Consider the following 21,093-nt stretch of genomic DNA (forward strand, 5'->3'; position numbering starts at 1 on the left):
GTGCATCGGGCGTTAGGGTGAAACAGGTGTAAACCTATTTCAGGACTAGACACTGCACTGACGCCTTCGCGGGCAAGCCTCGCTCCTACAGGGTTTGTGGCGTTCACACACGTGGCGCACGACACAAACCCTGTAGGAGCGAGGCTTGCCCGCGAAGAGGCCATCAGCAACACCGCAGATCCGTCCCGCAGAAACAACAAAGCCCGCATCTCTGCAGGCTTTGTTGATCGTTCCCACGCTCCGCGTGGGAATGCCTCCAGGGACGCTCCGCGTCCAGCCTCACCTCACAACCCAGCCTGGCAGCGATGTAACGCAGAGCGTCACGGGCTGCATTCCCAACCCGCAGAAACAACAAAGCCCGCATTTCTGCAGGCTTTGTGTCGGATCAATCCAGGCTTTAGAACCTGAACACTTCCATATCGGTACGAATCGGCGAAGCCATCGGGATCTTCGGCTGCTTGTCCTGCTCCGCGGCAGGCGCTACAGGCTTGGGCTCCTTTTTACGCGGCGCTTCGGCAATCGGCGGCTGGTTGGCCAACGGCTTCAGCGCTACGGACAACTGTTCGGCCAGACGCTGCAACAACACGCCTTGCGCCTGGACCTGTGCCGCCGTCCCGCCCGCATGTTGTTCTTGCAGATGAATGATGCGGTTATCGCGAACCTGGCCACGACGGTCGATCAAACGCCATTGCGCATCCAGGATCGCCGGTTGCGACTCACCCGAGTCCAGGCGAGTAATCGTCAGCAGCACTTGCACATCCGGGGCAAACCCCAATGTCGCCGGCGCCAGCACTACGCGTTGGCTGTCCAGATGACCCGCAACCTGACGCAACAGCAATTGATCGATGTCCGACGACAGGCTACCCGCCCAGCGACCATCGGCCGATGCCTGGAGGCTGCCATCCGGCTGACGCTGTAGCAAAGTCTCACGTTGCAGATAGTCGGCAATCGTGACCGGGCCCAGCAATACAGCCATGCCCGCGCTTTGCGCAGGCTGAGCTGGACTTCCGCTGTCCAGCTGATACAGCGACACCGGTTGGTGAACGCTGCAACCCGCCAGGCCAAGAACCCCAGCGAGCATCAAAATTAACGGAAGGCGCAGAGCAGTCATCGTCCCATCCAGGTGGTTGCCACAAGGCTAACCACAGTGAAAATACTCAATAAATATGAAGAACGCTCGGCCACGCCGGCGCTTGAAAGGCCATATCATCCGTGAATATGCGTTCCGACTCCAGCGCCAAAGCGTCGATCTACGGGTTAAATCGTAGATCGAGCGGTCTAGCACGCCTAATTGAGGTTTTCGACGAGCAGCGCATCTACCCTCTGGAAGCCACGTGGCAGTTTGTTACCACGACGTCCACGCTCACCTTTGTAGTGTTCGAGGTCGTCCGCCTTCAGTGACAAGGTACGTTTTCCGGCCTGTAGCACCAACGTGGCGCCTTCCGGCAGTACGGCGATGTCCGTGACATATTCTTCGCGACTGGCAACGCGCTCACCGGAAATACCGATGATCTTATTGCCTTTACCTTTACCTAATTGTGGCAGGTCGCTGATTTTGAAGATCAGCAGGCGACCTTCGGTCGTGACCGACGCCAGCCAATTGTTCTCGCGATCGGTCACCGGGCGCGGAAGAATGACTTTCGAGTTGTTCGGCAAGCTCAGCAACGCTTTACCCGCCTTGTTCTTGGCCTGGAAGTCTTCGCCCTTGACCACGAAACCGTAACCGGCGTCGGAGGCGATCACGTACAGCGAATCGTCTTCCGGCATCAGCACACATTCAAACGTCGCCCCTGGCGGCGGTGTCAGACGACCGGTCAACGGTTCGCCTTGGCCACGGGCCGATGGCAGTGTGTGCGAGGCCACCGAATAACTGCGACCGGTGGAGTCGATAAACACCGCAAACTGGTTGGAACGCCCCGGCGCCAGGGCCTTGAAACCATCACCGGCCTTGTAGGAAAGCCCGGTGGCGTCGATTTCGTGACCCTTGGCGGAGCGAACCCAGCCTTTTTCCGACAGCACAACCGTCACTTTCTCGTTCGGCAACAGATCGTGTTCGGTCAAAGCTTTGGCTTCGGCGCGCTCGACGATTGGCGAGCGGCGGTCGTCGCCATAGGTTTCGGCGTCCTTGATCAGCTCGGTGCGCACCAGTTTTTTCAGCTTGGCTTCGCTGCCCAGCAGGGCTTGCAGCTTGGCTTGTTCCTTGAGCAGTTCATCCTGCTCGGCACGCAGCTTCATTTCTTCCAGTCGCGCCAATTGACGCAGACGGGTGTCGAGAATGTAGTCGGCCTGGATTTCGCTCAACGCAAAACGCGCGATCAGTGCGGCTTTCGGGTGCTCCTCGGTGCGGATGATGTGAATCACTTCATCCAGGTTGAGGTAGGCAATCAGCAAACCGTCCAACAGGTGCAGGCGACGCTCGACCTTGTCCAGGCGGAATTGCAGGCGACGACGCACGGTCTGCACCCGGAACTCCAGCCACTCGACCAGCAATGCCCGCAGGTTTTTCAGCTGTGGCTTGCCGTCCAGGCCAATGATGTTGATGTTGACCCGATAGCTCGACTCCAGCTCGGTGCTGGCGAACAGGTGGGTCATCAATGCATCGTGGTCAAAATTCTTCCGCGCGCCGGGGATGATCACGATCCGGCACGGGTTTTCGTGGTCCGATTCGTCGCGCAGGTCGGCGATTTGCGGGGCCTTGGACGGCTTGGCCTGCATCATCGCCGCGATCTGTTCCAGCACCTTGGCACCGGACACCTGATGCGGCAATGCGGTGACGATGATGTCGCCGTCTTCGACGTGGTAGACGGCGCGCATGCGCACCGAGCCCTTGCCGGTTTCGTACATTTTCAGCAGGTCGGCGCGGGGCGTGATGATTTCCGCTTCGGTCGGGTAATCCGGGCCCTGGATGTGCTCACAGAGCTGCTCGACCGTGGCTTTGGGCTCATCGAGCAAACGCACGCACGCCGTCGCGACTTCGCGCAGGTTGTGCGGCGGCACGTCGGTGGCCATGCCCACGGCGATACCGCTGGTGCCGTTGAGCAGGATGTTCGGCAAACGTGCCGGCAACACCAGTGGCTCGTCGAGGGTGCCGTCGAAATTCGGGCCCCAGTCCGCGGTGCCCTGGCCCAGTTCGCTGAGCAGCACTTCCGAATAACGCGACAGCCGCGCCTCGGTGTATCGCATGGCGGCAAAGGACTTGGGATCATCCGGCGCACCCCAGTTACCCTGGCCGTCGACCAGCGTGTAGCGGTAGCTGAACGGCTGGGCCATCAGGACCATGGCTTCGTAGCACGCCGAATCGCCGTGTGGGTGGAACTTGCCGAGCACGTCACCGACGGTACGCGCCGATTTCTTGTGCTTGGAATCGGCGTCCAGCCCCAACTCGCTCATCGCATAGATGATGCGCCGCTGTACCGGTTTCAGGCCGTCGCCGATATGCGGCAAGGCACGGTCCATGATCACGTACATGGAGTAGGTGAGGTAGGCATTTTCGGTGAAGTCAGCCAGTGACCGGCGCTCTACACCGTCCAGGCTGAGATCAAGGGAGTCGCTCATGCGGGCCTCATCATTTCGTTGTCTGGCGCAGCAGCATGGTGCCACCGCGCTGGGTAAATTCAAGTTTGTTCAGTGCGCTCATACCGAGCAGCACCTGATTGCCATCCAGCCCTGGCGCGACCAGCGCGCGAACATCACGCAGCACGATATCGCCCAGTTGCAACCGGTCGATGCGGGTTCGATAACCCTGGCTCAAACCGTTGGCGGTGCTCAGGGTCACCCCGAAGCCCTCCTCCAGTTTCAGCCGTTCGGCCAGACTGGCCGGGATCGACACATCGGTCGCCCCGGTATCCAACATAAAATCCACCGGCTGACCGTTGATCTGGCCGCTGGCGACGAAATGCCCCTGACTGTTGCCAATCAGTTTCACTTCGACAAAACCTTCGCCCTGCTGTGAAGTCACCACCGCGTTGGGATTGTGCTGACGCTGTTCCAACTGCCCGAAAAACCGCGTCGCCAAAAACAATGCGGCGCACCAGGCCAAGATCATGAACACCCGACCGGCGCGTTTGCCCGGCGGTTGCTGGCTCATGGCTTGGCGCTCCAGCCACCTTCAGGCGCGGCGAAGCGCCAGACAATCGGGCGGAGCTCGCCATCAACGCGTGGACCGAAATTGTTGTCGACCCCAATCCAGGCACCGTCGGCGTCGATGATCAATGCCTCTTCCAAACCGAAGTTCTGCGAATAACGCCGGTTTTCCTGCAACAGCTCGGCGGCATACGACCAGCAGCGCTCGACCTTGGCCGTCTGCGGATCGCGACGACAGATCTGATAGGCGTTGCGCTCAAGGGTAAACAGCTTGCCGTCGAACAATGACAGGTCGGAAAAATCCCGGTCAACTGCTCTGGCCTTGGGAAACTGCGGCGGCTGCATTTCCTTGCCAGCTTCGCTCAATAGCACACAGTGACCGTCGCAATCCCAGACCGTCTGCTTGCGTTTGATCAGCAGTAAACCGCGGCTTTGGCGCTCTGCGGCGAGCCACATCTGATCGCCTGCGGGATTGATCGCCAGGCCTTCGAATATCGCATTGAATTGCAGCAGCATGCCCCTGGCCCGAGCTTCGCGAACCATCATGGGCGAGATTTTCAGCCAGTTTGCCGGACCCGTCGGCGGTACTTGCAGCACGGCCGCATGGCCTTCGCTGACGATGTAACGATTACCGGCGCTGTCACAGGTGATGCCTTCGAAATCCAGGTCCCCGCCCCGCACGAAAGACGCCGCCCAGTTGCGCGAACGCAAACCCCAGGGCAAACCGGTGTCCGGCACGGGCGGCACATCGATGCGTACGGTTTCGGCTTGCCAGGTGCTGGCGCTCGTATCGAGACGGTAGATTTGATCATCGTCGCGATCGGAAACGGTCCACAGGTCCTTGCCACACTGGGCCAGCCCCGACAGATTGCCACCGCGCATGCCATCGACGGCATGCTCGGACAACACGCGCAGCTCTGGCGCTGGTTCGGCAGACACCGTCAACGAGGTCAGCAGTAACGCACACGCCAGGGCAAAGCCAAACCGCATCAGCCCAGAACCTCGACCAGGTTGCCCTTGGACTCCAGCCAGGATTTGCGATCACCGGCGCGTTTCTTCGCCAGCAACATGTCCATCATTTCCGAGGTCGCTTCGAAATCGTCCAGCGTCAGCTGCACCAGGCGCCGCGTGTTCGGGTCCATGGTGGTTTCGCGCAGCTGCGGCGGGTTCATTTCACCCAGGCCTTTGAATCGGGTGACCTGTGGCTTGCCGCGTTTCTTCTCGGCCACCAGACGATCGAGGATGCCGTCGCGCTCGGCCTCGTCGAGGGCGTAGTAAATCTCTTTGCCCAAGTCGATGCGGTACAGCGGCGGCATGGCGACGTAGACGTGACCGGCATCCACCAACGGGCGGAAATGCTGGACGAACAGGGCGCAGAGCAGTGTGGCGATGTGCAGACCGTCGGAGTCGGCGTCAGCGAGGATGCAGATCTTGCCGTAGCGCAGCTGGGCGATGTCCGCCGAGCCCGGATCGACACCGATGGCCACGGCGATGTTGTGCACTTCCTGGCTGGCCAGCACTTCGCTGCCATCGACTTCCCAGGTGTTCAGAATCTTGCCGCGCAACGGCAGGATCGCTTGAAACTCTTTGTCCCGCGCCTGCTTGGCCGAACCGCCGGCGGAATCACCTTCGACCAGGAACAGTTCGGAGCGCATCGGGTCTTGCCCGGCACAATCAGCGAGTTTGCCCGGCAACGCCGGCCCCGCGGTGATGCGCTTGCGCTCGACTTTTTTACTGGCCTTCAGACGACGGCCGGCATTGTTGATCGCCAGTTCCGCCAGGAGCATGCCGGTTTCCGGGTTGGCGTTGAGCCACAGGCTGAACGCATCCTTGACCACACCGGAGACGAAGGCCGCCGCTTCGCGGGACGACAGACGTTCCTTGGTCTGGCCGGAGAATTGCGGCTCCTGCATCTTCATCGACAGCACGAAGGCGATGCGTTCCCAGACGTCTTCCGGCGCCAGCTTCACGCCGCGCGGCAACAGGCTGCGGAATTCGCAGAACTCGCGCATGGCGTCGAGCAAGCCTTGGCGCAAACCGTTGACGTGGGTGCCGCCCTGGGCCGTCGGGATCAGGTTGACGTAGCTTTCCTGCACGCTGTCGCCACCTTCCGGCAACCACAGCAGCGCCCAATCCACCGCTTCTTTATTACCGGCCAGGCTGCCGCAGAACGGCTCGTCCGGCAGGCGCTCGAAACCATTGACCGCATCCACCAGGTAGGAGCGCAGGCCGTCTTCGTAATGCCATTCGACTTTTTCGCCGGTGGCCTTGTCTTCAAAACTGACCAGCAACCCCGGGCACAGAACGGCCTTGGCCTTGAGCACGTGCTTGAGGCGGCTGATGGAAAATTTCGGTGAATCGAAGTATTTCGGGTCCGGGGCGAAGAACACGCTGGTGCCAGTGTTGCGCTTGCCGACGGTGCCAATGACTTCCAGCTCGGTTTTCTTGTAACCGTCGGCGAAGGTCATCTGGTATTCGTTGCCGTCACGCTTTACGCGCACCCGGACTTCGTTCGACAGGGCGTTGACCACGGAAATACCCACCCCGTGCAAACCGCCGGAGAACTGGTAGTTCTTGTTGGAAAACTTGCCGCCCGCATGAAGCTTGGTGAGGATCAGCTCGACCCCCGAAACACCCTCTTCCGGGTGAATGTCCACCGGCATGCCACGGCCGTCATCGCTGACTTCCAGGGAGTGATCGGCGTGCAGGATGACCTGCACCGACGTCGCGTGCCCGGCCAAGGCTTCATCGACGCTGTTGTCGATGACTTCCTGGGCGAGGTGGTTCGGCCGACTGGTGTCGGTGTACATGCCGGGGCGTTTGCGCACCGGGTCGAGGCCCGAGAGGACTTCGATGGCGTCTGCGTTATAAGAGCTAGCGCTGGGAGTGGCCATGGGGTCTCGTCGTCAATGTTCTGTTAATAAGAGGCGAAGCTTTTTATAGAGCAGTGAAATCAATCGCCTGATACAAATCTGCGCCGATGCCGGCAAAACTCAGCATTGCCGGCAATTGCCCGGCAAAGCCCTGGAAACTATGGTCGCCGCCGGCCTGGATGCGCAAGGCACAGGCTCGGTAATACTGCTGGGCGAGGCGGTAGTCCAGCGTTTCATCGCCGGTCTGCAACCACACCTGATACCGCTGCGGGTCCTGGGGCGCCGGCACTTCCAGCTCGGCCAGGGCCGTCACATGGTCGTGGGTCAATTCCCAGGCTTCATTGGTATACAGGTTTTTCTGCGTCCCCAAATACCCGTCGAACATCCGGTGCGGACTGACGGCAGGGTTGATCAACAGGGCCTTGAGGCCATGGTGCTCGGCCAAGTGAGTGGCATAGTAGCCGCCGAGTGAGCTGCCGACCAGCAGTGGCCGTCCCAGCTCCTCAATCGCCCGGTTCAACTGACCGATGGCCTCGCGCGGGTGGTGATGCAACGCCGGAACCTGCAACTGATCGCTCAAGCCCAGACGCTCCATCACCTTGATCAACTGACAAGCCTTCTTCGAGGCCGGCGCGCTGTTGAAACCGTGGATATAAAGGATCGAACCGGACATTTGAACTCCCTGGGCGTCGGGTAAAGAGGCGCAGTTTACAGGGAGACGGGGGCGTGATGGGGCCAGAATGAACGTGATCCATTAGATACCTGTCGAATCTGACCAGTAGCTGAAATGCTTCCTAGACACCATTGTTATCAAAAAAAGCATTGTTATCAGTACAGATAACATAGCCATTTTTGATAACAAAACAGAAATTTCACCTTGTTTATCTGTGCGGATAACTTATGCTGATTTCATAACGAAAGGCTCGATCCGGTTCAGTTATCTGGAAATACCATGCAGAGCAATTATCCGAAGCATTCAGAAAAAACCCTGCTAAATGACTTCATTTCAGCGCTTGAGCAAGCAACGGGCGTCACAGTTTCGACTATCTCGCATGAGGTCCCAAGCACGGACGGTCCACTTGATGCCGTGCTGGAGGTCGATACACCAGACGGCCAATGGCGGATACCCATCCAAATGTTGAACGAGGGCTATCCACGTGATGTTCGCAATGCCGTATGGGCGCTTGATGGATATCGCGCGCGGCTTCCCCAGAATGCTATTGGGTCTGATGTTGTGCCGATGATCGTTGCGCAACGCCTGAGTCAAGGCGCCCGCGATGAGCTCAGGATTAGAAACATTGGGTACTACGACGCTAGCGGCTCCATGTATCTGCGCCATGAGCGTTGGCTGGTAAACATTGAACGGGCACATTCTGGCGGTCGTGAACAACGCCAGATATCACTGTTCAGCGGTTCACGTGAAAAGGTCGTGCACGCCCTGCTTCATCTGGGAGACGACTGGTTCACTGGATACCAGCTTGCGGATATATCCGAGACTTCTGTCTATTCAGTTTCGATTGTTCTTAAAGAACTCGAAAAGCTTGAATGGGTAGTCGCATCGCAAGGACGGGGCCGGGATCAGCGCAGGAAACTGACTCAACCGGGAAAATTACTTGATGCGTGGTCATTGGCTCGACTGAAGGCCAAAGAAAAGACATCTCGCTGGTATCTATTCTGTTCAAACCCCAAGCATCTCCTCACCCAAATTTCTCAGGCAGCCAAAAAGGCTAATGCATCTCAGGATTGGGCGTTTACAGGACCTATTGCAGCAAACGCCATATCGCCTCTTTTGACGAGTGTGGACGTCGCTGACATCGCTGTTCCTCCAGAGTCATTCAGTGGTTTCGTAGAGGCCTTGGCGCTTAAGCCTGCCGAGAAAGGATCGAACGTCATCTTGATTGAGCGCAGCGGCGCAGCGATGCTCTTCCGACAAGAAGAGGATGGGGTTTGGCTCGCCAGCCCATTCATTCAATACATCGACCTCCAAAATGGTCGAGGAAGAAACAAAGAGCTCGCCGAAAAATTGCGAGCGGACATATTGAGGATTTAACGATGGCACTGGCATCGAAGCCTAAAACCGCTGACGGTTATTCCAGCGATCACACCAATGCCTGCGAGCAAGTCCTCGTCACCCTCTTGGGTGCTTTTGGAACATTGAAGTCCACGATCCGCCTAGTGGGAGGACTGGTACCACGATATCTCACCCCTGAGTCGCATCCCGATATCCCGCCGCATGCAGGTACATCCGATGTCGATGTAGTGCTAAATCTTCAAGTGATCGCCGAGGGCAAGGGATACGCATCGTTGGCTCAGCAACTTACTGAACGCGGTTTTGAACGGTTTCAAGAAGAGAACGGCTGGGTCTCGGCTTGGCGGTGGCAGAGACGTATTTCGCAACAGCATGTCGTACTTGTCGAGTTTCTGAAGGGAGCAGGTGACAAAGAACCCTTCTCGAAAATTTCGATCGATGGTGAGGCGGTATCCGCGCTTGCGATTGAATATGCCGAGATCACTCATGACTGGTACGAAGAAAAGCGAATTACCGCAAAACTGCTGAATGGTGCAGGCATCGCGATTGAGGATATTCGATACGCCGATTTGGTAGCTTTCATCATTCTCAAAGCACTTGCATTCGACAGCCGCGGTGAGCCCAAGGACGCAGGCGATCTCATTCATGTGATGCAATACGCAGGCCCTCCAGAACACATCGCGAGCCGCTTCCTGACAAAAATTGAAAGCGGGACACATAAGGAGGCAATGCACGCCGGTTTAGATGCGTTGCAAAGAAAATTTGCGGAGGGAAATGGTGTGGAGGGATACCTCCTGACTGGCCCCGTCCTATACGGTCAGTTTATGCATGGTAAAAACGAAGAAGCGTCAGATGAACAGATACAAGCTCAACGTTTTGCAACAGGCCTCGTTACAGAGGTACTGCGCTTAATTCATGCTTGAAAAATGAGCCGTTTGACGAAATCAGTAAGGACTCCTTCGCGAGCAAGCCCGCTCCCACAGAGATTTGTGAACGGCGCAGATCCAATGTGGGAGCGGGCTTGCTCGCGAAGAACGATAACGCGGTCTATCTGAAAAAATTACGCCGGATCAACATTATCCAGCGCCCGATTCACCGCCAGATCGGCCAGCATGACCAGTTGCTGGATCGCCATCGCCGTCTGCCGGTCCGGCCATTGCAGGCGCGCGGCAAAATCGCTGGCCAGGACACTCGCCGACGCCAGGGACTCGCAGGCATTGGCTAATAGGCTTTCCGTGTCCTTTTCGGGGACGATCATGTACATCGTGCTGGGTTTGCGGGTCGGGGGGTTTGGGGTTGGTTTGAACATGGTGGTACTCCAAGTGAGAAATGGAGCCGCCACTGATTATTGCCGCGAAGCAATTAAGGGTGGCAGCCGTGCGCAGGTTCGCGGACCGAACACTTGGCAACTCGGCATACCCGAAGGTATCCCGCGCACAGCCGCCATGACATCAAACGACGTGCACCAAGACACTCCAGTTTGAACCGGCGGATTATGCACCAAGTGAATCTGATTGAGGCCGCGAAGCCCGATCACTGAATGTGTCAGCGACAGGCAAAAGGCTAGAGAAGCCGCGTCTGACGGGCAACCTGAAAACCTTGTGGGAAGGTTCTGAAAATTTTACTAACGATTAAACACCGTCGTAGGAGTTGCCGAAGGCTGCGATCTTTTGATCTTGATTTTGAAGATAAAAGTCAAAAGATCGCAGCCTTCGGCAGCTCCGACAGAGAGTTGGTGCATCCAGGAGAGGTTGGTCGGCTGTCGGACCCTCTTCGCGAGCAGGCTCGCTCCCACAATTCTGATCGAGTGTATCCGGGAGGGGTTGGTCGGCTGTCAGGCCGCCTTCGCGGGCAAGCCTCGCTCCTACAGTTTGATTGAGTACATCTGGCAGGGATTGGTCGGCTGGCAGGACGCCTTCGCGAGCAGGCTCGCTCCTACAGTTTGATCGAGTGTATTCGGGAGGGATTGGTTGTCTGTCAGGCCGCCTTCGCGGGCAAGCCTTGCTCCTACAGTTTGATTGAGTGTATCCGGGAGGGGTTGGTTGGCTGTCAGGCCGCCTTCGCGGGCAAGCCTTGCTCCTACAGTTTGATTGAGTGTATCCGGGAGGGGTTGGTCGGCTGTCAGGACGCCTTCGCGGGCAAGCCTTGCTCCTACAAAATCAAAAACAGAAGCAGAGCGGCATGCACCGCCCGCCCTTCACCACTCATTAGGCCGAGCGTTAGCTCGCCTGCTCTTGATCTTGCTCTACCGCCCCTTCGGGAGGCCGAGTGGAGGTTCTGCGCAGTGGGCAGCCCGGCATGGATGCCGGGCTAGCCGCCCCCGGCCATGGATGGCCGATGGCGGCGGGCCCACGGAGCAGGACCGGAGCGAGGGAACGCCGAGCCTAAGCGAGGGGCCGGACGCCGGGGCGAGACCTTTTGGTTACTTTTGGGGCGTTTGCCAAAAGTGACCCGCTGTAAGAGCGGAACCTTAAGCAGCCGTTACCGCAGAAATGGATATGTACTCAACCAAGAGCATGGTCGGCCCAAAGGCCGCCAAGTCTCAATAACCGTCAGACCCATAATCAACCTGGAAATCAAACCCGATAACCCGCTCAACACCGGTTTCAATGAGACCATCAGGCAAAAGCCGCAACCACCGATACCCCGGCGCCTGCTCCCCAACCTTGAAATCCTCACTCCCCGGCTCAAACTGAATACACGTCGAAGGCGAAGCCATCAGCCGCACGCCCTCGCGCATCCGGTCAATCTCCTGATGCACATGCCCCCACAACACCGCCCGCACCTGCGGAAACCGATCCAGCACCGCAAACAACCCCTCAGGATTACGCAAACCAATCGGCTCCATCCAAGCGCACCCAATCGACACCGGATGATGATGGAAGCACACCAAATGATGCCGCTCCGGCGCCTCACTCAATGACCGCGCCAGCAACTGCAACTGCTCATCCTGCAAATACCCCGGCACCGAACCCGGCACGGCGGAATCGAGCAAGGTCACCCGCCAGTTGCCGATATCCACCACCGGTTCCAACAGCGCACTCTGCACTGCCGCCTCAGCCATGATCATCGGCTCATCGTGATTGCCGGGAATCCAGCGCGCCGGGGCGTCGAGTTGTCGGGTCAGGTCGCGAAACTGCTGGTAGGACTCCAGCGTCCCATCCTGGGAAATATCGCCACTCGCGACGATCAGATCGATCTGCGGCTGTTGCTGGCGCACCAGCTCAATGACCTTTTGCAGGCTCTCACGGGTATTCATGCCCAGCAACGTCCCGTCCGCCTCGGCGAACAGATGACTGTCGGAGATTTGCACCAGCAACGCCGAATCGGCGGTGGTCAATGTGGATACGCTCGGCAAGGCGTTCTCCCAGGGCTGAATCACGGAGGTGGATAGTGGCCGCAATTATGCTGGGGGAAGGTCAAAAGAGGAAACGTGTGAACCGGACGCAGTTCACATCTATCGAACGACTGCGTACTCGTGCCCACACGCCAGACAGTGACTCAGCCATTCCCCCAGGAACAGATTGAGCTGGGCCTTTTCATCCGGCTGATGCATGGCGGCGTTCGGGTAAGGATAGATGCCCCGGAAGCGTCTTGCATGTTCGGCGCTGACAACCTCGGCCATGCACGCGTCGTGATAGACCTGAACTTCCAGTTGCGGCACCGGCAGCCACGGCAGGCTGTGTTCCTGGCGCACTTGCAGGGTGGTGGTGTACGGACAGACTTGCAGCACTTCCAGCGCCAGGACGCCGAGCATCTGGTCGCCCTGGGTCACGGCAATGCGCCGGGCCTCGGGTTCGCTGCGCATGTCTGGCAGCAGTCGCATCAAACGCGCGTAGTTCGCCTCGCAGGAGGCTTGCAGCCCCACGAGGTCCACCCGATAGCGATCGCGCAGCTTGTTTACGACCATAGCCCCCTCACTTCAGCGCGGTTCAAAGCAAGCCATTGCAAAGCAATGATGCTGGCCGCGTTGGCAATTCGTCCATCGCGTACGGCCTGCAGGGCATCTTCGAAGGCCCAGACCGTGACGCGGATATCTTCCGCTTCTTCTGCCAGTCCATGCAGGCCACCTACTCCATTCGTTTCGCAACGCCCCAAGTACAAATGCACGAATTCGTTGCTGCCGCCCGGGGATGGAAAATACTTGGTCATTGGCCACAGCGCCCCGAACACAAGCCCAGCTTCCTCCTGCGCTTCGCGGTGAGCAACTTCTTCCGGTTCTTCGTCTTTATCGATCAGACCGGCGACCAACTCGATCAACCACGGGTTGGTCGTCTTGCCCATGGCGCCGACCCGGAACTGCTCGATCAACACCACTTCATCGCGCTGCGGATCGTAAGGCAGCACGCACACCGCATCGTGACGCACGAACACTTCACGATTGATCTCGCGACTCATGCCGCCGGCGAATAATTCATGGCGCAAATGCAGGCGATCGAGCTTGTAGAAACCCGCGTAGCACTGTTCGCGTCGAACGATCTCAACGGTGGTCGGAATGGCGTTGGCAAAATCAGTCATGACAATCCTCTTTACTGCAATCCGTTACGAGGTTCCTTTTTGTTACTTGCAACCTCGACTTCGCGCCATCCTAACGCGCCCGCGACCTTTGATGCAGCCCCTTTACCTTCAGCGGGATAGACGGTGAGGGCGAAACCAACTCTAATTAGCTTAGTGGCGAACTGACTGCTTCGTTGATAGTCGAAGCGGTAACTTTCGCCTTTCCCTGTTTTATGAAGGACGCCCATGTCGCTTTTTAAAATCGCCTCCGTGGCCGCCATCGCCCTGACCTTGGGCGCTTGCCAGAGTCTGTTCCAACCCAACTACCGCACGCCGCTGGAAACCACCCGCGATGCCTCGGAAACACTGAAACCGGGTTGCACCACGCCTGACTGCCCGTTGGTGAACATCGACACCCTGAAATTCCCGGCCGAGCCACAGCTGGACGGCATCGTGGAAAAAAACCTGCTGCAATTGACCCGCACCCCGGACGCTCCGGCAGCGCCGACCCTGGCCGCCTACCGCGATCAATTCCTGCGCACTGCCGCGCCGCGCTCCAGCAGCTATTTGCAAGCCAAGGTACGGGAGCAGCATGACGGCTTGGTGATCGTTGAGTTTTCCAGTTACCTGGACACTGGCGGCGCCCATGGCACGCCGGGCCGCAGCTTTATCAACTATTCGCGCCAGCAGCATAAAGTGCTGAGCTTGTCGGACATGTTGCTGCCGGGTCAGGAAGAAGCGTTCTGGAAAGCCGCGCAAGTGGCGCACAACAGCTGGCTGATCAGCACCAAGCTCGATCAGGAAGCGGATTTCCTGAAGACCTGGCATTTCCAGAAAACCCAGAACGTGGCGCTGACCTACGGCGGGGTAATCCTCAAGTACGAAGTGAGCACCATCGCGCCTTACGCGTTGGGCCACATCGAACTGAAGATCCCCTACCCGCGCCTCAATGGCATTCTCAAGCCCGAGCTGTTTCCCGGCCGTAACTGAAGGCTCGACCGAGCACGAGTTGCAGCAGCCCTGCCAGTACCAGCGACGGCAGGGTTGCGCCGACATCCGGATACAGATTCGCCAGCAAATGATAGGTGCTCACCCCGCCCAACCAGGCGAGCAACGCCGGCCAGCGCAACGCGGCTGACGCCACTTGAGCACTGCGTTTGCGCAGGATGAAGTGATCCACCAGCACCACGCCGAACAGCGGCGCAAACACTGAGCCGATCAACAGCAGGAAGTTCTGGTACTGGGCCAATGGCGCCAGGCAGGCGATCAATGTGCAGATGACGCCAATCGCCAGGGCCAGATGCTCGACTTTCAAGCGCAACAGAATCCCGCTGGACACCGCCGCCGAGTGAATATCGGCAAAGGCGTTTTCCGACTCGTCGAGCAGGATCAGCAACAGTGGAATCCCCAGGCCAGCACCCGCCAGCGCCAGCAGCAAGGCATTCACTTCACCACTCGGCGCGAACGCCAGGGTGTAAGCCACGCCGAGGCTCATCAGCCAGAAGTTACCGATAAAGAAACCCAGCGCCGTTCCACCGAACACGTTTTTCGCGCGTTTGCCGAAACGCGAGTAGTCGGCAATCAGTGGCAGCCAGGACAGCGGCATGGCAATCGCAATGTCGAAACCCACGGCAAACGGCATCGAACCGTCACCAGCCTGGGCCCACAACGCGGCCAGATCAGCCTTGGCGAACAGGTTCCAGGTCAGCCAGATGCACGCGGCCAGCAACAGCCAGATGCCCCACTTGCGCAGGATCTGCCGCACGAAAGTCAACGGACCGCTGACGGCGAGCAGGGTCGCGAGTGCGCCGAATACCAAGGTCCAGAGCAATGGATTGGACAGCAGGCTGCCTTCGCTGAATGCCCGGGCGCCAAGCAGGCTGGCGGCGTCGCGCATGACGATGATTTCGAACGAGCCCCAACCGATCAGTTGCAGCAGGTTCAACACCGCCGGCAGGCTCGCGCCCCGTTTGCCGAGGCTGAGTTTGAGCGCGGCCATCGACGACAGGCCGGTGTCGCTGCCGATCACCCCAACGGCGGCCAGCAGCAGAACGCCAACCAACGTGCCGAGGAAAATCGCCAGCAGCGAGCCGGACAGACCCAGGCCTGGCGCGAGCAATGCGCCAGTCTGCAAGACCATCAGGCCGATGCCGAGGGAGAACCACAGGGAAAACAGATCGCGGCCGCCGAAGACGCGTTTGTCAGTCGGCACCGCGATGTCTGGGGAATAAGTGCTGGGTTGAATGCTCAAGGGTGTTATCTCAGAGGGACATTTGTTGTTGTGTTGACCACCACCGTTGATCGTTCCCACGCTCCGCGTGGGAATGCCTCCTGTGACGCTCTGCGTCACGCCGTTCGGGGACGCGGAGCGTCCCGGGCTGCATTCCCACGCAGAGCGTGGGAACGATCAGGGACGCTCCGCGTGGGAACGATCAGTGCTGGATCAAACCTTTTTGTACAGCTGACTACCTTCCTGCTTGAACCGCTCCGCCTGGTCCGCCAATCCCTGGGCGACTTCGGCGTCGACGGTTTCGATCCGTTGGTTGGCCGCGTATTCGCGGACTTCCTGGGTGATTTTCATCGAGCAGAATTTCGGCCCGCACATGGAGCAGAAGTGCGCGACCTTGGCCGAATCCTTCGGCAGGGTTTCATCGTGATACGACCGCGCGGTGTCCGGATCGAGGCCCAGGTTGAACTGGTCTTCCCAACGGAATTCGAACCGCGCCTTGCTCAAGGCATTGTCGCGAATCTGTGCCCCCGGATGCCCTTTCGCCAGATCGGCGGCATGGGCCGCGATCTTGTAGGTGATGATCCCGGTCTTCACGTCATCCTTGTTCGGCAGGCCCAAGTGTTCCTTCGGCGTGACGTAGCAAAGCATGGCGCAACCGAACCAGCCGATCATCGCCGCACCGATGCCGGAGGTGATGTGGTCGTAGCCCGGCGCGATGTCGGTGGTCAGCGGGCCGAGGGTGTAGAACGGCGCCTCGTCGCAGCACTCGAGCTGCTTGTCCATGTTCTCTTTGATCAACTGCATCGGCACGTGGCCCGGGCCTTCGATCATGGTTTGCACGTCGTGCTTCCAGGCAATCTTGGTCAGCTCGCCGAGGGTTTCCAGCTCACCGAATTGCGCGGCGTCGTTGGCGTCGGCAATCGAGCCCGGACGCAGGCCATCGCCCAGCGAGAAGCTGACGTCGTAGGCCTTCATGATTTCGCAGATGTCTTCGAAATGGGTGTAGAGGAAGCTCTCTTTATGGTGCGCCAGGCACCACTTGGCCATGATCGAACCGCCACGGGAGACGATGCCGGTCACACGCTTGGCGGTCAGCGGCACATAGCGCAGCAACACGCCGGCGTGGATGGTGAAGTAGTCGACGCCCTGCTCGGCCTGCTCGATCAGCGTGTCGCGGAACAGCTCCCAGGTCAGGTCTTCGGCGGCGCCGCCGACTTTTTCCAGGGCCTGGTAGATCGGCACGGTGCCGATCGGCACTGGCGAGTTGCGGATGATCCACTCGCGGGTTTCATGAATGTGCTTGCCGGTGGACAAGTCCATGATGTTGTCCGCGCCCCAGCGAATGCCCCAGGTCAGTTTCGCCACTTCTTCTTCGATGGACGAACCCAGGGCGCTGTTGCCGATGTTGCCGTTGATCTTCACCAGGAAGTTACGGCCGATGATCATCGGTTCCAGTTCGGTGTGGTTGATGTTGGCCGGAATGATCGCGCGACCACGGGCGATCTCTTCACGGACAAATTCAGGGGTGATGATTTTCGGCACGCTGGCACCGAAGCTGTGACCGGCATGTTGCTGGTCCAGCAGCCCGGCGGCGCGGGCCACTTCGAGCTTCATGTTTTCGCGGATGGCGACGAATTCCATCTCGGGCGTGATGATGCCTTTGCGGGCGTAGTGCATCTGGGTGACGTTGCCACCGGCCTTGGCGCGGCGCGGGTTGTTGACGTGGGCGAACCGCAGCTTGGTCAGTTCGGCGTCGGCGAGGCGCTCACGACCGAAGTTGGAGCTCAGGCCGGGCAGGCGCTCGGTGTCGCCCCGGGCTTCGATCCACGGCGAACGAATGTCGGCCAGGCCTTTGCGCACGTCGATGATGACGTTGGGATCGGTGTACGGACCCGAGGTGTCGTAGACCACCACCGGCGCGTTGATCTCGCCGCCGAAGTCGGTCGGGGTCACGTCGAGGCTGACTTCGCGCATCGGCACGAGGATGTCCGGGCGGGAGCCCTGCACATAGATTTTTTGCGAGCGGGTAAACGGCTGAACCGATTGTTGATCGACTTGGGCCGAATCACTCAGGTTCGTCGTATTTTTTAGTTTTATCGTCATCACGGGCTCTCCAGACAGCATCCAGGCGGTGGAATTTTGTCGGAGTGAACCTGTAACGAATGGACGCGACCAATCAGCCATGACAATGCTGTTGGTGCTGTGCTCTGTGCTCGAGGGCTGTCGACTGTCGATTGTCGAACAACATCCCGGACGAAGCACAAGAGGACTCGCCGGGTGACGAGAAATCTTGTTCCCTACGCAGGCGTTAACCTGATCAGGTTCAACGGGATCCGAAATTATTCGATCTCAGCCTCATAGCAAGGCACCCCGACAAGAACCCGGCCAGTCTAGACACAACTGGCAAAGAACGCCAACACCGCGGTAAACACCATGATGAATGGCGCAATTACCAGATTGTTGCCGTACGCCCGTGCAACTACACTCGCTACGCCGTGCTGCGCCTTGACGCTACGCGGGCCGCGTCTTACCTTTGGCGCTCAAATTATCAGCGTAATTTTTTAGGGATGGCCTCATGCTGCGCAAACTCTCACTGGCCCTTGCCGTGTCTTGTGCGTCCAATGGAATGGCCTGGGCAGCTGAAGCGCCCTTATCCACCAAGACCGACCTGGTAAGCGTCTATCAGGAGGCAGTGGATAACAACGCCGACCTGGCGGCTGCCCGCGCGCAATACGGCGCGCAAAAAGAAGTCGTGCCCCAGGCCCGTGCCGGCCTGCTGCCGAACCTGTCGGGCGGGGCCAACCTGAGCTCGGTGCGCACCCAGCTCGATCAACCGTCAGGCACCGCCAACCGCGATGCTCATTCGTATCAGGCGACATTGGCCCAGCCACTGTTTCGCGCTGATCGCTGGTTCCAGTTCCAGGCCGCCAAGGACGTCAACGAGCAAGCCTCGCTGCAACTGTCGGCCACCGAGCAGAACCTGATCCTGCAATCGGCGGAAAGCTATTTCAACGTGCTGCGCAGCCAAGACAACCTGGCCTCGACCAAGGCTGAAGAAGCGGCGTTCAAGCGCCAGCTCGACCAGTCCAACGAACGCTTCGATGTCGGCCTGTCGGACAAGACCGACGTGCTGCAATCCCAGGCCAGCTACGACACCGCGCGGGCCAACCGGATCCTCGCCCAGCGCCAGGTGGATGATGCGTTTGAAGCGCTGATCACCCTGACCAACCGCCAGTACAACTCGATCCAGGGCATCGTCCATACGCTGCCGATCCTGCCGCCGGCGCCGAACGACGCCAAGGCCTGGGTCGACACCGCCGCCAAGCAAAACCTGAATCTGCTGGCCAGCAACTACGCGGTCAACGCCGCCGAAGAAACCCTCAAGCAACGCAAGGCCGGCCACGCGCCGACCCTCGATGCGGTGGCCAAATACGAAAAGGGTGACAACGACGCACTGGGCTTCAGCAACCCGAGCGCGTTCGGCCAGCCTTATGGCGGCAACGTCGAGCAGACCACCGTCGGTTTGCAAGTGAACATCCCGATCTACAGCGGCGGCCTGATCAATTCGCAAGTGCGCGAGTCCTACGCACGCCTTGATCAGTCCGAGCAGCAACGCGAACAACTGCGCCGGCAAGTGGTGGAAAACACCCGCAACCTGCACCGCGCGGTGAACACCGATGTCGAGCAGGTGCAGGCGCGCAAGCAGTCGATCATTTCCAACCAGAGCGCGGTGGAAGCGACGGAAATCGGTTATCAGGTGGGCACGCGCAACATCGTCGACGTGCTCGATGCCCAGCGTCAGCTGTACACCTCGGTGCGCAACTACAACAACACTCGCTACGACTACATCCTCGACAACCTGCGCCTCAAGCAAGCGGCGGGCACTTTGAACCCGGGGGATTTGCAGGATTTGTCGCGTTACCTCAAGGCTGACTACAACCCGGATAAAGACTTCTTGCCGCCGGATTTGGCCAAAGCTGCGGCCGAGCAACTCAAGGCCCGGCCCTGACGCCAAATCTGTAGGAGCATAGCTTGCTCGCGATGACGATCTTGAGGGCGCCATCGCGGGCAAGCCTTGCTCCTACAAGTTAGCGCTCGATCAATCGTCCGAGTCCATCCAACAACCGCTGCAACGCGCCTTGATTGGTGCGCATCACCTTCAACCCCGCCTCGGCCATCCGCTGCGCATCTCGCGGCAATTCGAACAACCGCTGCACGGCCACCGCCAACCCTTCGGCATCATCGACCTCCGCCAACGCCCCGGCACTGCGCAATTGCGCGGCGATTTCAAGGAAGTTGAACAGGTGCGGCCCGCTCAAAACTGGCTTGGCCAGTGCCGCCGGTTCCAGCAGGTTATGCCCGCCATTCGGCACCAGACTGCCGCCCACAAAAGCGCTGTCGGCCAAGGCGTAGAGAAACAGCAATTCACCCATGGTGTCGCCCAGCAGCACCGAGGTATCGGGGGTGACCGGCTCGCCCGTGGAACGCCGCACCGTGGCAAAACCCTGCTGCTTGCACAACTCGAACACCGAATTGAAACGCTCCGGATGACGCGGCACCAGAATCAGCAACGTATCAGGATGACTGGCCAGTAACTGCCGATGGGCCGCGAGGACCACTTCGTCTTCCCCTTCATGGGTACTGGCGGCGATCCACACCGGACGCTCCAGCGCCTGCCACTGCCCGCGCAACTCGGCGGCGCGTTCAAGCAATTGCGGGTCGATGGTCAGGTCGAATTTGATCGAGCCGGTCACCTCGACGGTTTCCGCACGCGCACCGAGTGAACGGAAGCGCTCGGCCTCGGCTTCGGTCTGCACCGCGAACAGGCTCATCTCGGCGAGCATCGGCCCGGTCAGTTTATGGAAGCGGCCATAGCCTTTGGCCGAACGCTCGGACAATCGCGCATTGGCCAGCGCCACGGGAATTCCGCGCTTGGCGCACTGGTGAATGTGATTGGGCCACAGTTCGGTCTCCATGATCACAGCCAGTTTCGGCCGGACCCGATCCAGAAACCGCGCCGCCGCACATGGCAAGTCGTAAGGCAAATAGCAGTGCTGGATGCGCGGCTCATTGGCGAACAAGGCGTGGATGCGCTCCGAGCCGGTCGGGGTCATGCAGGTCACGGTGATCGGCAGCGTTGGATAACGCTGCAGCAAGGCACGGATCATCGGCGCGGCGGCGATGCTTTCGCCGACGGACACGGCGTGCACCCAGATGCCGCCCGGCTGCATCGTCGGCAAGCCGTAGGAGAAGCGCTCGCCAATGCGTTTGGCATAGGCCGGCGCCTTGCGCGAGCGCAGCCACAGTCGAATCGCTACCAATGGCAGCCCCAGGTAAAACAGCGCGGTATAGAGAGTTCTATTCATGGCGGCGGAGTTTAT

16 protein-coding genes, 1 pseudogene and 1 riboswitch are annotated in these 21,093 nt (G+C 59.3%); of the genes and pseudogenes, 4 read left to right on the forward strand and 13 right to left on the reverse strand.

Annotated features, from left to right (window positions below; translation table 11 throughout):
* Window positions 1-397: 397 nt before the first annotated feature.
* From BK667_RS00705 to BK667_RS00730, 6 genes are all read right to left on the reverse strand, one after another.
* A complete protein-coding gene (locus tag BK667_RS00705) occupies window positions 398-1,111 on the reverse strand; it encodes a PqiC family protein (RefSeq protein ID WP_123402450.1) in 714 nt (237 codons plus the stop codon).
* 176 nt (window positions 1,112-1,287) lie between these two features.
* Complete coding sequence (gene parC, locus BK667_RS00710; protein ID WP_123510850.1) at window positions 1,288-3,555, reverse strand: DNA topoisomerase IV subunit A; 2,268 nt, start codon at window positions 3,553-3,555, stop codon at window positions 1,288-1,290.
* A gap of 10 nt (window positions 3,556-3,565) precedes the next feature.
* Entirely contained in the window at window positions 3,566-4,087 is a 522-nt protein-coding gene (locus tag BK667_RS00715; protein WP_123510852.1) for a retropepsin-like aspartic protease family protein, read from the reverse strand.
* Window positions 4,084-5,073 (reverse strand): esterase-like activity of phytase family protein, encoded by a 990-nt coding sequence (locus BK667_RS00720; protein WP_123596522.1) that lies wholly within the window; start codon window positions 5,071-5,073, stop codon window positions 4,084-4,086. The genes BK667_RS00715 and BK667_RS00720 overlap by 4 nt, the downstream gene beginning before the upstream one ends.
* Entirely contained in the window at window positions 5,073-6,977 is a 1,905-nt protein-coding gene (gene parE / locus BK667_RS00725; protein ID WP_123510856.1) for a DNA topoisomerase IV subunit B, read from the reverse strand. The genes BK667_RS00720 and parE overlap by 1 nt, the downstream gene beginning before the upstream one ends.
* Before the next feature lie 43 nt (window positions 6,978-7,020).
* Window positions 7,021-7,629 (reverse strand): YqiA/YcfP family alpha/beta fold hydrolase, encoded by a 609-nt coding sequence (locus BK667_RS00730; RefSeq protein WP_123596523.1) that lies wholly within the window; start codon window positions 7,627-7,629, stop codon window positions 7,021-7,023.
* A gap of 279 nt (window positions 7,630-7,908) precedes the next feature.
* Here BK667_RS00730 and BK667_RS00735 point away from each other — a divergent pair, with 279 nt between their 5' ends.
* The gene (locus BK667_RS00735) at window positions 7,909-9,006 is read left to right on the forward strand and encodes a hypothetical protein (RefSeq protein WP_123596524.1); all 1,098 of its coding nucleotides are present in this window, start codon (window positions 7,909-7,911) and stop codon (window positions 9,004-9,006) included.
* A 2-nt stretch (window positions 9,007-9,008) separates the two neighbouring features.
* Complete coding sequence (locus BK667_RS00740; RefSeq protein ID WP_123596525.1) at window positions 9,009-9,908, forward strand: hypothetical protein; 900 nt, start codon at window positions 9,009-9,011, stop codon at window positions 9,906-9,908.
* A gap of 137 nt (window positions 9,909-10,045) precedes the next feature.
* Here BK667_RS00740 and BK667_RS00745 read toward each other — a convergent pair.
* From BK667_RS00745 to BK667_RS00765, 4 genes and pseudogenes are all read right to left on the reverse strand, one after another.
* Window positions 10,046-10,267: pseudogene (locus tag BK667_RS00745) on the reverse strand (DUF6124 family protein); the annotation flags it as partial.
* Between the two features lie 1,260 nt (window positions 10,268-11,527).
* On the reverse strand, window positions 11,528-12,343 hold the full coding sequence (cpdA, locus tag BK667_RS00755) for a 3',5'-cyclic-AMP phosphodiesterase (RefSeq protein ID WP_123510866.1): 816 nt from the start codon (window positions 12,341-12,343) through the stop codon (window positions 11,528-11,530).
* 99 nt (window positions 12,344-12,442) lie between these two features.
* The gene (locus BK667_RS00760; protein WP_123510868.1) at window positions 12,443-12,895 is read right to left on the reverse strand and encodes a DUF1249 domain-containing protein; all 453 of its coding nucleotides are present in this window, start codon (window positions 12,893-12,895) and stop codon (window positions 12,443-12,445) included.
* Complete coding sequence (locus BK667_RS00765) at window positions 12,886-13,503, reverse strand: NUDIX domain-containing protein (protein ID WP_123510870.1); 618 nt, start codon at window positions 13,501-13,503, stop codon at window positions 12,886-12,888. The genes BK667_RS00760 and BK667_RS00765 overlap by 10 nt, the downstream gene beginning before the upstream one ends.
* A gap of 225 nt (window positions 13,504-13,728) precedes the next feature.
* Here BK667_RS00765 and BK667_RS00770 point away from each other — a divergent pair, with 225 nt between their 5' ends.
* On the forward strand, window positions 13,729-14,472 hold the full coding sequence (locus BK667_RS00770; RefSeq protein WP_123510872.1) for an RsiV family protein: 744 nt from the start codon (window positions 13,729-13,731) through the stop codon (window positions 14,470-14,472).
* Here the strand turns inward: BK667_RS00770 and cytX are convergent.
* Entirely contained in the window at window positions 14,441-15,733 is a 1,293-nt protein-coding gene (gene cytX / locus BK667_RS00775; RefSeq protein ID WP_123402459.1) for a putative hydroxymethylpyrimidine transporter CytX, read from the reverse strand. The two genes, BK667_RS00770 and cytX, sit on opposite strands and share 32 nt — an antisense overlap.
* 192 nt (window positions 15,734-15,925) lie before the next feature.
* The gene (gene thiC / locus BK667_RS00780) at window positions 15,926-17,815 is read right to left on the reverse strand and encodes a phosphomethylpyrimidine synthase ThiC (protein ID WP_123596526.1); all 1,890 of its coding nucleotides are present in this window, start codon (window positions 17,813-17,815) and stop codon (window positions 15,926-15,928) included.
* Window positions 17,816-17,989: 174 nt separating this feature from the next.
* Window positions 17,990-18,095, reverse strand: a riboswitch (TPP riboswitch).
* A 192-nt stretch (window positions 18,096-18,287) separates the two neighbouring features.
* Between thiC and BK667_RS00785 the strand changes: the two genes are divergently transcribed.
* The gene (locus tag BK667_RS00785; protein ID WP_123510878.1) at window positions 18,288-19,721 is read left to right on the forward strand and encodes a TolC family outer membrane protein; all 1,434 of its coding nucleotides are present in this window, start codon (window positions 18,288-18,290) and stop codon (window positions 19,719-19,721) included.
* A 79-nt stretch (window positions 19,722-19,800) separates the two neighbouring features.
* Here the strand turns inward: BK667_RS00785 and waaA are convergent, their stop codons facing one another.
* Window positions 19,801-21,078, reverse strand: a complete 1,278-nt coding sequence (gene waaA, locus BK667_RS00790; RefSeq protein ID WP_123596527.1) for a lipid IV(A) 3-deoxy-D-manno-octulosonic acid transferase — start codon at window positions 21,076-21,078, stop codon at window positions 19,801-19,803.
* Between the last annotated feature and the right edge of the window lie 15 nt (window positions 21,079-21,093).

The sequence above is a fragment of the Pseudomonas frederiksbergensis genome, from assembly GCF_003732705.1.
Lineage (GTDB): Bacteria > Pseudomonadota > Gammaproteobacteria > Pseudomonadales > Pseudomonadaceae > Aquipseudomonas > Aquipseudomonas frederiksbergensis_F.

Coding starts and splice junctions, on each gene's coding strand:
- BK667_RS00720 (WP_123596522.1), bottom strand. CDS start 5,073: ATGCGGTTTGGCTTTGCCCTGGCGTGTGCGTTACTGCTGACCTCGTTG.
- BK667_RS00735 (WP_123596524.1), top strand. CDS start 7,909: ATGCAGAGCAATTATCCGAAGCATTCAGAAAAAACCCTGCTAAATGAC.
- BK667_RS00705 (WP_123402450.1), bottom strand. CDS start 1,111: ATGACTGCTCTGCGCCTTCCGTTAATTTTGATGCTCGCTGGGGTTCTT.
- thiC (WP_123596526.1), bottom strand. CDS start 17,815: ATGACGATAAAACTAAAAAATACGACGAACCTGAGTGATTCGGCCCAA.
- BK667_RS00785 (WP_123510878.1), top strand. CDS start 18,288: ATGCTGCGCAAACTCTCACTGGCCCTTGCCGTGTCTTGTGCGTCCAAT.
- parE (WP_123510856.1), bottom strand. CDS start 6,977: ATGGCCACTCCCAGCGCTAGCTCTTATAACGCAGACGCCATCGAAGTC.
- parC (WP_123510850.1), bottom strand. CDS start 3,555: ATGAGCGACTCCCTTGATCTCAGCCTGGACGGTGTAGAGCGCCGGTCA.
- waaA (WP_123596527.1), bottom strand. CDS start 21,078: ATGAATAGAACTCTCTATACCGCGCTGTTTTACCTGGGGCTGCCATTG.
- BK667_RS00760 (WP_123510868.1), bottom strand. CDS start 12,895: ATGGTCGTAAACAAGCTGCGCGATCGCTATCGGGTGGACCTCGTGGGG.
- BK667_RS00765 (WP_123510870.1), bottom strand. CDS start 13,503: ATGACTGATTTTGCCAACGCCATTCCGACCACCGTTGAGATCGTTCGA.
- BK667_RS00730 (WP_123596523.1), bottom strand. CDS start 7,629: ATGTCCGGTTCGATCCTTTATATCCACGGTTTCAACAGCGCGCCGGCC.
- BK667_RS00715 (WP_123510852.1), bottom strand. CDS start 4,087: ATGAGCCAGCAACCGCCGGGCAAACGCGCCGGTCGGGTGTTCATGATC.
- BK667_RS00740 (WP_123596525.1), top strand. CDS start 9,009: ATGGCACTGGCATCGAAGCCTAAAACCGCTGACGGTTATTCCAGCGAT.
- BK667_RS00770 (WP_123510872.1), top strand. CDS start 13,729: ATGTCGCTTTTTAAAATCGCCTCCGTGGCCGCCATCGCCCTGACCTTG.